Raw genomic sequence first — 10,868 nt, forward strand, 5'->3', positions numbered from 1 at the left:
TTAATTAATCCGAAACATCTTAAAAACTGGTTTACTAATTGCTGCTACTGTACCTCATAACATCCGGAAGTGCTATATAATTACGCATGGCTGATTACGTATTCCTTTTGAGTACGTATGCCCCATCCTAAGTGTTCCGTTTGGGTGTGGCTAGATGTTTTTGAAATATTTATAATTTTAAGAGTTGTAACATATTAGTATTTCCAATCAATCAAGCGATTCTTGGTGTAAAAACATCAAGTATTCTTAATAATTGCCACAAGATATTGGCTTAAGATGGACGAAAATTAATAATTGTCATTTTTGTTTAAATATTGTTAGATAAGTTAATACTGCGTGTTAGTAAAACTACTTAACTAAGGGGTCTAAATAATTTAAAATTATAGTGGAAAGAGCAGCCTGTACAGCAGTTAACTTCACACAACCTTTAAAATATGGGAATTTAAGTATTTACAGGGCAAAAAATGGCGACAAACATGGGACGATATTTCCACGTACTGAAATTGTTCTGGGGTGCGGCGATCGCAGCGGAACTAGAATACCGAATCAACTTTGTCCTCGCGACCCTCAGCAGCCTCGGAAATCTTGCGGGCAGCTTGTTTGGGCTGTTTTTGTTCTACCGTACCGGCTACAGGTTTGCGGGCTATTCATGGGAAGAGGCTTTAGTTGTACTCGGTATTTTCACGATGTTGCAGGGGTTTTCGTCAACGTTTCTAGCACCTAATCTCAGCCGTATTGTCGAGCGAGTGCAGCAAGGTACTCTCGATTTCGTACTCCTCAAACCCATCAGTTCCCAATTCTGGCTATCTGCAAACACAGTTTCGCCTTGGGGAATCCCAGATTTAATCTTCGGCACGGTATTGCTGCTGTATGCTGCTAACAAGTTGGGAGTAGGAATCGGCAACTATTTTTTAACAGCAATACCGCTGTTATTCGGAACTATTACTCTTTACAGTATATGGTTTATGTTAGGGGCCACCAGCATTTGGTTTGTCAAAATTTACAATGTTACCGAAGTCCTCAAAGGATTGTTAGAGGCGGGTAGATTTCCAATGGCAGCTTATCCCGCAGCTTATCGATTTTTCTTCACTTTCGTAGTTCCCGTTGCCTTCTTGACGACTGTGCCTGCAGAAGCCATGCTGGGGAGAGGTGAAATCGTTTGGATCGCAGGGGCGGGAATATTGGCGATCGGGCTGTTATTTTTCTCCCGCTACTTCTGGCAATTTGCACTCCGCTTTTACACCAGCGCTTCCAGCTAGTTAAGTAGGTAGGTAAGCGGCTGCACATCTAGATTGTCTAGTATGTTTGAGAGGGAGAGGATTGGACACGTGGGGAATAGGGACTGGAAGTATACATTTTAAATGCCAAACAGCTTATCTAAAAAATATTTTTTTCTATTTACTTAGATAGTTAAATTAATGTAAAATTTCAACCTATCCTTGAAATGTAAACTGGAAATAAACCACGCAAACGAAGGGAAATCAATGAAAAGAAAAAAACTGGGTAACAGTAATTTTACTATCAGCGCGATCGGTCTTGGAGGTATGCCCATGTCCTTAAGCAGCCGGCCGCCAGAATCGCAATCAATTGCGGTAATTCACCGCGCCCTCGATTTGGGTGTCACCCTAATTGACACCGCAGATTCCTACTGTCAAGATGAATCCGACAAACACCACAACGAGCAACTGATTGCCAAAGCTTTGGAACAGTACACCGGAGATACTCGGGCGGTTACTGTCGCCACTAAAGGCGGCTTAATGCGGCCTCAAGGTGCATGGACGCGCAACGGCAATCCCCATCATTTGCGCCAGACAATTCGCGAAAGTTTTGAAGCATTGGGCGGCCAGAAACCGATCGACCTTTGGCAGTACCACTCGCCAGATCCCGCTTATACCATAGAAGCAGCCCTAGCACCTGCAAAAGAAGCAGTAGAAGCAGGAATGATTCGATTTATAGGAGTTTCCAACTTTTCTGTAGAGCAGATCAAACGTGCCCGCGAGACAGTAGAAGTTGTCTCCGTGCAGAATCAGTACAATCCGTGGCACAGAGAGCCGGAATCAGACGGCGTTCTGGAATATTGCGAAACCGAAAAACTGACATTTATTCCCTGGAGTCCTTTGGGAGGAAGCCGCCGCGTCACCAGCTTGCAAGATATGCCCGCGATCGCCAAATTAGCCGCAGAAAAAAACGTTTCAGTTTACTGTATAGTATTAGCTTGGTTAATGGCTCAATCGCCCTGCGTCGTTCCGATTCCCGGTGCGACCAAAGTATCGAGTATTGAGGACTCTGTGGGGGCGCTCGAAGTTAAATTGACTGACGAGGAATTGCAACAAATTGCCGTAAGTTAAGTATATAAGGGCAAAAAAAACAATAGAACAGGCTTTCCGGCCTGTTCCACAAACAGAACTTTATTGTGGGGTGGGTTGGAAAACCCGCCCCTGAAAGTGGGATTTAATGAGTAAAGTTGACATTTTTTGAGGAATTGGGTTTTATGGAAGCTAATCAAGTGAATGCCGATCGAGATTTAGCAATCGAACATCAAAACGTACCAGTCGCCCATGAAGGACTGCACAATTTTTTATATAGTTCCGATGAGGAACACGGCGCAGTCGCTGCAATTCCTGCATTAGAAAATGACGGAACGCAAATAATGGCGATCGATACATGGCGCGATTTGGCAACTAACGCGAAAGTCGCCGGCGTTTACGCTGTAATGGACACTTCCCGCAACACTCAGTTTATCGGTTATTCGCGAAATATCCTGCTTTCAATCAACGGTCACATCGCCCAAAATGGCGCAGAAAATTGTGCTTTCCTGCGCGTGCAAACTTTCAAATTTCCGAAGCGGGAAGAAATGGAAAGTTTGCGGGATGCTTGGATAGCAGAAATTGGCAGCATTCCACCTGGAAACGGTGCTGACAGCGAAATGTGGGCGGCTACGGTAGGCCAAGCGGCGCGATCGGCAATGTCTGCGGAGGAACAAAAAGCTTATGAAGAAAAGAAGCTAAAATTACGTAAAGCAATGGCAGATTCCAGTCTTACCAAAGAGTTAGAAACCGCAGTCCAAAGTGACGGCGATCGCGCTAAGGATTTGGAAGCGGCTGTTAATAATGATGACTGGAGTGCGGTGATTCAATCGCAAACCCAGGAAACAAAGTCCGGCGAATAAAATTCGCAGATACATAAACTTTTGTCCGCCCTAAATGGGGCTGGTTTATGTAGATTATGGGTGGAAATTAAAGAGTGTTTGTGAAGCCGCTCATACTAATTAATGACTAACTTTGCGTTCAGTAACTAAAGTCAAACTTACCCATTCACCCCGCTCATTGTAACTGCGAATCATCCGAAACCGCAAGTCAGGTTCTACCAACCAACCGGCCTCGAAAAATATAGGTTTTCCCAATTCAATCTTGACAGGTAAAGTGCAAGAACCGCCGTCAGGAAGGAGTACAACTTGCACGGGTGAAGCACCTTCGTTAAAGTGCAGAACTGAACCGTCAATCCTGCCGCTAGAACTGATAACGGTAGCATTACTGCCAAAAGTAATTTTATACACTAGGCGATCGCTACTTTCTAAATGCAATTGCATTTTGCTTGAATAAATGTCAGGAGAACGCCCATCTGGATACATTGTCACGGCTTCGCCCTGCCACTCTCCCAGCAAATCCTCAACAGTTAAATGCGGACGTTCGGGGACATTTTTATCAAGCTGCTTTTCCCGAATTAAGGTAATTTTGGATAAATTGCCGTCGGTATTGTAGATCATAGGGAAGCGCAACCGGCGATAATTGTAGATAAAACCCAACTCGGCACCGCACTCAGAAAAAGGCGCTAGTTGAATAGTACCCAGAGAAAAAGCTCCATTCTCAAAAAATAGGGTATCTCGTCCCAAAGCTTGAATTTCTAGAACAAGTTCGTTGACTTCCGGTTCGCCGACACCGCTAGGATTTGGGTAAAACCGACGGAGATTCAATCGCACAGTTTTGTTGTCATTGAAACCTTCGAGAGAAAGAATGCTAGGAATATCTTTAAGTACCTCTCCTCGCGTTGATAGCTGAGTGAAGGAACCGTGCCATTCTCCCAAGTTTTGCAGAAAATTTTCCCACTGCCCTACCATATTCTTACCTTTCGATATATGTCTAAAAATAGAATTATAACTCTACTGACGGATTTTGGATTAAGCGATGTTTATGTGGGAGTGATGAAAGGTGCGATCGCCCAAATTAACCCGCAGTTAAAAGTCATTGACATTACGCACCAAATACCATCTCAAAATATAGCAGCGGCGAGGTTTTGTTTGATGACTGCTTTTGCTTATTTTCCGCCGGAAACCGTACACGTTGCTGTCGTCGATCCGGGTGTAGGAAGCAAGAGACGCGGGGTTGCGATTAAATGTGCTAATTGCTTTCTTGTCGGGCCGGATAACGGGTTGTTTAGCGGGGTGTTGAGTCGGGAAAGTGCGATCGCATCTGTCGAGCTCACCAACCCCAAATACTGGCGCACACCTCAACCCAGCAGCACTTTTCACGGTCGCGATATTTTCGCTGCTGCGGGCGCTCACTTGGCGAACGGGGTGGCTTTGGAAGAGTTAGGGGAGGATCTCGACCCTGCAAGTTTAGTGCAGTTAGAGATACCAAATTGTGCCGTTACAGCCACAGGTATAGAAGGCTGTGTTCAATATGTCGATCGCTTCGGCAATCTAATTACTAATATCCGCAATGATTGCCTTATAGGTAACAATTGGTCAGTAACAATTAGTAATAGTTCTGATGCAATTCGCATACCCAGCGGTAAAACCTACAGCGACAGCGAACCGGGCGATTTAATTGCCATAACTGGTTCTGACGGTTGGCTAGAAATTGCCGTTAATGGCGGCAGCGCTCAATCTGTCTTAAAATTGGAATGCGGAGCGATCGTGCAATTGCTTTTTGAAACTAACCATTAAAATTATCTCTTTCAGTCCCTCTCTGCTGGAAATTTGTTCGTGTAGAAGCAATTTCAATAGACTGTTTCATATCTGAATAAAAAATCGACTATTTAGCTCCATTAAAAACAATAATTATTAACTTCAAAAAGGAGCCTATTTTGAGGTAAAATCAATCCTGATGCTTCCTCAGTCAACAATTGGTTGTATATTGTATCCGCTTGCCCCAAATATTCTTGAGGCAAAAATCTAAATATTGATGCAGCAACATATTGTTTTTCTTTTTCAAAGCTTATCCAGTTTCTTGATAATTCTTCTGCTGCATGACCCGTAGTATTAGAACCAGAAAAAATATCTACTACCAAGTCTCCCGGTTCAGTAAGAAAATTTATAAAAAATGACGGTAATCTTTGGGGAAAACGTGCCGGATGCGCCTTAACATTAAACTCTTTGCACCAACGCAAGTATTGAGAATTACTTTCAGAATTAGAAATCTCTAGCAAATTAGATGGAATAGCACCTCCATTATCTTTGGCAAATCGATCGCTAATATTGTGACCGGAAGGACGTTCTTTGGGCGTGTAAAATTCATCAGCATTTTTCAAAAGTTTTTTCATTCTCTCAGAATACTCTACTTTGACTTTACTAATATTCGCTTGAGGCTGATTCGTTTTGGAAAGCCACCAAACAGTATTCACAGAATCTTTAGCCCGGATTTTCTTTTTATTCACCCACTCTATAGGAGATGGAAGTTTTGAAGGATTAAACCAGAAAAATTCTTGAGCAAGTTTAAATTCATATTCGTCACATAATCTAATAAGTACGCGGTAATTATACAGCGACCGTACAGGTATTCCTTTTTGATAAGCACCTCCAAGGTCTATAACAAAACTTCCAGTATCCTTGAGAACTCTTTTAATTTCAGGAGCAAAGCCCAGCAGCCAATCAACATATAAATCTTGATCTTCATTTCCATAACTCTTTTGGCGTTGCAATGCAAAAGGAGGGGATGTAATCACCAAATCTACAGAATTGCTAGCAAGACTATTCAGGAGATGAAGAGAGTCTCCCAAATAGGATTGACCGTATTGGGTGGTGTAAATTGGGGCGGGCAAAATGTTACTCATGTTTAATTTAGATTAGTTTAAGGTACAACAGACACAGCCTACTGTCATTATAGCAAAATCCGTACTGTCAGTAATACTACATCCGTACTTTCAGTACGTTGTTTTGTGTATAAATTCTTCGTACCATTCAAAAAGCGAACTTTCAGTTCGTTTTTATGAATTGTGAGGGGTATGAATTACAAAGAAGCCAGACAACAATTTGCGGCCAAGGTAAGTCAGTTACGCAGAGAAAAAAGGATGACACAGGACGAGTTAGCAGAACTCATAGACAAGACTACTGACTATATCAGCTTATTGGAACGCGGTGAAAGATCGCCATCCTTTGAAGTTATTTTTGATCTAGCTGAAGCGCTCGATGTACCCGCTACTTATTTAATCAGTTTTAGCCAAAGCGGCGAGAGTACAGCTCTCATTAGCACCCTAATAGCTGAACCAGTTTCTCCGTCAGTTGTGGAGCCTGTTGAAGAGGCTGTTACCACGGAAGCAGAACGCATTTCAGATGCTAAACGGCTAGAAAATGCTATGAAAAGCATCCAAGAATTGCAAAATCTGGCTAGTGAATATGGTATTGCGGATATTTTTCAAGATAACGGGGGAAAGACTTTACAGTTATTAATCCTTTTAGGGCTGCGGATATCGCCTGGACGTGAAGGAAACGATGCTATTGATGCTGAAGGAAAAGAATACGAACTTAAAACAATAAATATTGCTCTCAATAGAAGCGGTGGGGTCACTACTCACCATCATTTGAATGAAATTATACTTGACAAATATCGCCGAGTAGAAGCTTGGTATATTGGACTGTATGAAGGCATAACTCTCAAAGAAATTTATAAACTTACACCTGAAATGCTGGAACCTAAATTCAAAGAATGGGAAGAAAAGGTAAGGCTAAAAAACGCGCCGCTAAACAATCCTAAAATTCCCTTAAAGCTAGTAAAAAAAGGGCAACTTGTCTATTCTTACAGTAAATAATAGTTGCCCGATAGTGTTTAAAGGGGATGAGGTTGTGTTTTTGTAGAAACGATACGTTGCCTACAGGTAGCGACTTTTACCCTCAAGCTACCACGAAATTAACCAACTTTCCAGGCACCACAATTACCTTTTTAATCTCCTTACCTTCCAGGTGACGCTTGGCTAATTCCGACTCGCGAGCAAACTTTTCCAAAGCAGCTTTATCAGCACCAGAAGGCACTTGAATTGTGCCGCGAGTTTTGCCCATAACTTGAATTACCAGCGTAATTTCATCGGTAATTAAGGCAGAAGCATCCACACTCGGCCAAGTTTGCGTATGCACCGATTCACTGTTACCAGTATTGTGCCACAATTCATCAGCAATATGCGGCGCAAAAGGTGCTAACAAGCGAATCAAAGTGTTAATCCCTTCTGCATAAATTGGCGAATCTTTACATTTAGCATCATTCAAAGCGTTGCTGAGTTTCATCATTTCAGAAACAGCAGTATTGAACTGATAATCCCCCTCCAAATCTTCGCTAACTTCCTTAATTGCAGTGTGAATTGCCCGCCGCAAATCCTTCTCAATTTTACTTAATTCAGCATTTTCTACCCCTTGACCGGGGGTGGCAGGGGGGCGTACAGCAAACTCTGTAACCACGCGCCAAACGCGATTTAAGAAGCGAAATTGCCCTTCTACATCAGCGTCGTCCCACTCCAAATCCTTCTCTGGCGGTGCTTTGAATAAAATAAACATCCGCGCCGTATCTACCCCATATTTTCCCATAACTTGCAAGGGGTCAACGCCGTTATATTTTGATTTAGACATCTTCTCATAGAAGACTTCTAAAGCTTCGCCAGTTTCAGGATCTTTTGGATTTGCGGGGTCTATATCTGCTGGGGGAACGTATTTGCCAGTAACGGGGTTTTTGTAGGCCATTGCTTGTACCATGCCTTGAGTTAACAGGCGTTTAAATGGTTCGTCACAATTGATCAAACCCCGATCGCGCAAAACCTTGGTAAAGAACCGCGAATACAGTAAGTGCAAGATTGCGTGTTCGATGCCGCCGACATATTGGTCTACGGGCATCCAATCATTTGTCTTCGCCGTATCGAAGACTTGCTCTTGATTTTGAGCATCGGGGTAGCGCAAGAAATACCACGATGAATCGATAAAAGTATCCATCGTATCTGTTTCGCGCTTCGCCGGAGTGCCGCAACTCGGACAAGGAACGTTTACCCATTCTTCCATCTTGGCCAAGGGCGAACCTTTGCCCGTAAATTCTACATTTTCCGGCAACAATACGGGCAAATCCGATGCCGGTACGGGGACAGTTCCGCAGGTGGGACAGTGAATTACGGGAATCGGAGCGCCCCAATAACGCTGTCTAGAAATTAACCAATCTCTCAAGCGATATTGCACTCGCGCTTTGCCATAACCTTCATTTTCGGCATATTGAATCACTGCTGCTTTGCCTTTAATTGAATCCATGCCGTTGAAGTTTTCGGAATTAATCATAATTCCAGGTTCGGTGTAAGCTTCGGTCAGCGGAATCTCATCATCATCCACAATTACTACTTTAATTGGCAGTTGATATTGATTGGCAAATTTGAAATCTCGCGTGTCGTGGGCTGGTACTCCCATGACTGCGCCGGTGCCGTATTCGTACAGCACATAATCGGCAATCCAAATGGGGATTTCTTCGCCGTTGAAAGGATTGATTGCTTTGCCGCCTGTGGGGATGCCGCGCTTTGGTTTGTCTTCGGCTGTGCGATCGATCTCGCTTTGCAGTGCAACTTCTTTGATGAAGGTTTCTACGGCGGCTTTTCTGTCTGCGGTGGTCACGCGCTGAGTTAGTGGATGTTCCGGCGCTAAAACAAGGTAACTGACGCCGTAAACTGTATCGGGACGTGTGGTGAAAACAGCGATTTTTTCATCCATTCCGACAATCGGAAATTCTAAGTAAGCGCCGACTGATTTGCCGATCCAGTTGGCTTGCATTAATTTGACTCTTTCTGGCCAATCTGGCAATTTGTCTAAGTCGTTTAATAACTGTTCGGCGTAATCGGTAATTTTGAGGAACCACTGCCGCAATAATTTGCGCTCGACTTTGGCACCGGAACGCCAGGAACGACCTTCGTTATCTACTTGTTCGTTTGCTAAAACTGTTTGGTCTATAGGGTCCCAATTAACTGCGGCTTCTTTTTGATAAGCTAATCCTGATTCTAAAAATTGCAAGAAAATCCATTGAGTCCACCGATAATAATCGGGAGAACAAGTTGTAACTTCTTTTGTCCAATCGAAAGAAATACCCAAGCGGCGAAATAAGCCTTTCATTTGGGCAATATTTTCATAAGTCCATTTTGCCGGGGGAATTCCGCGCTCGATGGCGGCATTTTCTGCGGGCAAACCAAAAGCGTCCCACCCCATGGGATTGAGTACGCGATAGCCTTGCATTCGCTTGAGTCTGGCAATTACATCGATGATTGTGTAGTTGCGGACGTGCCCCATGTGCAGGTTTCCCGACGGGTAGGGGAACATGGATAAGGCATAAAATTTAGGCTTTTGGGTATCTTCTGGCATCTGGTCTAAGTTTTGCTCAGCCCATGTCTGCTGCCATTTTTCTTCTATGGATTGGGGGTTATATCTGGAATCCACAACAATTGCTCCGTGCAGGGTTTAGTAATGTTTGCTTCAGTATTTTTACACATTCAAGCGGCTTCGATTCTGATTTTTCTGAGCACCAAGGATTTTGGCTCAACTCTCTGTATTATATATTGTAGTATAGGTAATTTGAGCTGGGGGGCGATCGACCAAATATCCCGGTTCGCCCTGAAAAGAATAAGACTTACGCACGGGTGGTCAGAAACCGGGTTTTTACGAGCATACTTCGTTACAGTCGGCCAAACCGCAAAAAACCCGGTTTCTTTGGTCTTGATGCGTAAGTCCTAAAAGCATAAATAACCCCAATTCCCAGAAACCAGATTTCTACGATCGACCGGGTTTCTTAGCATTTATTCCGGCTTAAATGCTATCTGGAGCGCATAGCAATGTACGTTTTAATTTGTCATCGGGTGGGGGCGGGTTTACCAGATTATTGGTTTTAGGCAATTATTGTTGGTGAAACCCGCCCCTACATAAATATTTTTAAACCCGCAATTTATCATTGGTAATTGATAATTTTGTATGGGCTGGTTTTACCAACCATCTATGTTTAAAACCAATAATTTCATAAACCCGCCCCCACCCAACGACTCCTAAAATTAGAAAAAATGGCGATCGGCGATCGAATATATCGCTCATTGGCGTTCTAATTTTGCCAATTCTTTCTGGGCAAATTCGCGGAAAATGTCGTCAGAATCGTTCTGAGCGCGATCGCGCACAAGTTCTAAAGTTTGAGGGCGATCGGGATACAACTCGATCGTAGCTGCAAGAGCTGCTTGCCGGGGATTATCTTGCCACTGATACTTGCGATCGAAGGGGTGATTGATAGCAACCTCGCACAATAACTCAAATAATTCTGGGTCATCTTTCCACCGCCGTGCTATTTCTTTTACTGCTGCTTGTCGCACCTTCCCATTATCGTCTGATTGAGCCAGTTGTTTGAGAAAGGGTAAGGTTTCTGGGTGATCTTTCCACCCCCGTGCTAATTCTTGTACTGCTGCACCTCGCACAGCCCAATCATCGTCTGATTGAGCCCGTTGTTTGAGAATGGGTAAGGTTTCTGGGTGATCTTTCCACCCCCGTGCTAATTCTTGTACTGCTGCACGTCGCACATGCGAATCATCGTCTGATTGAGCCAGTTGTTTGAGAAAGGGTAAGGTTTCTGGGTGATCTTTCCACCCCCGTGCTAATTCTTGTA

The 10,868-nt window shown here is 43.6% G+C and carries 9 protein-coding genes; 5 read left to right on the forward strand and 4 right to left on the reverse strand.

Annotated features, from left to right (window positions below; translation table 11 throughout):
* The first annotated feature begins 464 nt into the window (after positions 1-464).
* The 3 genes from QUA47_RS12200 (at position 465) to QUA47_RS12210 (ending at position 3,169) form a co-directional block, all read left to right on the forward strand.
* Positions 465-1,259, forward strand: a complete 795-nt coding sequence (locus tag QUA47_RS12200; RefSeq protein WP_333430935.1) for an ABC transporter permease — start codon at positions 465-467, stop codon at positions 1,257-1,259.
* A 225-nt stretch (positions 1,260-1,484) separates the two neighbouring features.
* Positions 1,485-2,348 carry an aldo/keto reductase gene (locus QUA47_RS12205; RefSeq protein ID WP_333430936.1) on the forward strand — a complete coding sequence of 288 codons (864 nt, stop codon included), beginning with the start codon at positions 1,485-1,487 and terminating at the stop codon, positions 2,346-2,348.
* 143 nt (positions 2,349-2,491) lie between these two features.
* Positions 2,492-3,169: a GIY-YIG nuclease family protein gene (locus QUA47_RS12210; RefSeq protein ID WP_333430937.1), complete on the forward strand. Its 678-nt coding sequence runs from the start codon at positions 2,492-2,494 to the stop codon at positions 3,167-3,169.
* Between the two features lie 99 nt (positions 3,170-3,268).
* Here the strand turns inward: QUA47_RS12210 and QUA47_RS12215 are convergent, their stop codons facing one another.
* Positions 3,269-4,117: a DUF3598 family protein gene (locus QUA47_RS12215; RefSeq protein WP_333430938.1), complete on the reverse strand. Its 849-nt coding sequence runs from the start codon at positions 4,115-4,117 to the stop codon at positions 3,269-3,271.
* Between the two features lie 18 nt (positions 4,118-4,135).
* On the opposite strand from QUA47_RS12215, the gene QUA47_RS12220 reads away from it, so the two are divergent.
* Positions 4,136-4,945, forward strand: a complete 810-nt coding sequence (locus QUA47_RS12220; protein ID WP_333430939.1) for an SAM-dependent chlorinase/fluorinase — start codon at positions 4,136-4,138, stop codon at positions 4,943-4,945.
* 101 nt (positions 4,946-5,046) lie between these two features.
* Here QUA47_RS12220 and QUA47_RS12225 read toward each other — a convergent pair whose 3' ends face one another.
* Positions 5,047-5,943: a site-specific DNA-methyltransferase gene (locus QUA47_RS12225; RefSeq protein WP_333430980.1), complete on the reverse strand. Its 897-nt coding sequence runs from the start codon at positions 5,941-5,943 to the stop codon at positions 5,047-5,049.
* A gap of 279 nt (positions 5,944-6,222) precedes the next feature.
* Between QUA47_RS12225 and QUA47_RS12230 the strand changes: the two genes are divergently transcribed.
* A complete protein-coding gene (locus QUA47_RS12230; protein ID WP_333430940.1) occupies positions 6,223-7,026 on the forward strand; it encodes a helix-turn-helix domain-containing protein in 804 nt (267 codons plus the stop codon).
* A gap of 82 nt (positions 7,027-7,108) precedes the next feature.
* Here QUA47_RS12230 and leuS read toward each other — a convergent pair whose 3' ends face one another.
* Both leuS and QUA47_RS12240 read right to left on the reverse strand, forming a co-directional pair.
* Positions 7,109-9,664 carry a leucine--tRNA ligase gene (gene leuS / locus QUA47_RS12235; RefSeq protein ID WP_333430941.1) on the reverse strand — a complete coding sequence of 852 codons (2,556 nt, stop codon included), beginning with the start codon at positions 9,662-9,664 and terminating at the stop codon, positions 7,109-7,111.
* A 641-nt stretch (positions 9,665-10,305) separates the two neighbouring features.
* Positions 10,306-10,868 (reverse strand): HEAT repeat domain-containing protein (locus tag QUA47_RS12240; RefSeq protein WP_333430942.1); only part of this gene is annotated, 563 nt, incomplete at its 5' end.

Origin of the sequence: Microcoleus sp. MON2_D5 (assembly GCF_036701905.1) — a bacterium.
Taxonomy (GTDB): Bacteria; Cyanobacteriota; Cyanobacteriia; order Cyanobacteriales; family Microcoleaceae; genus Microcoleus.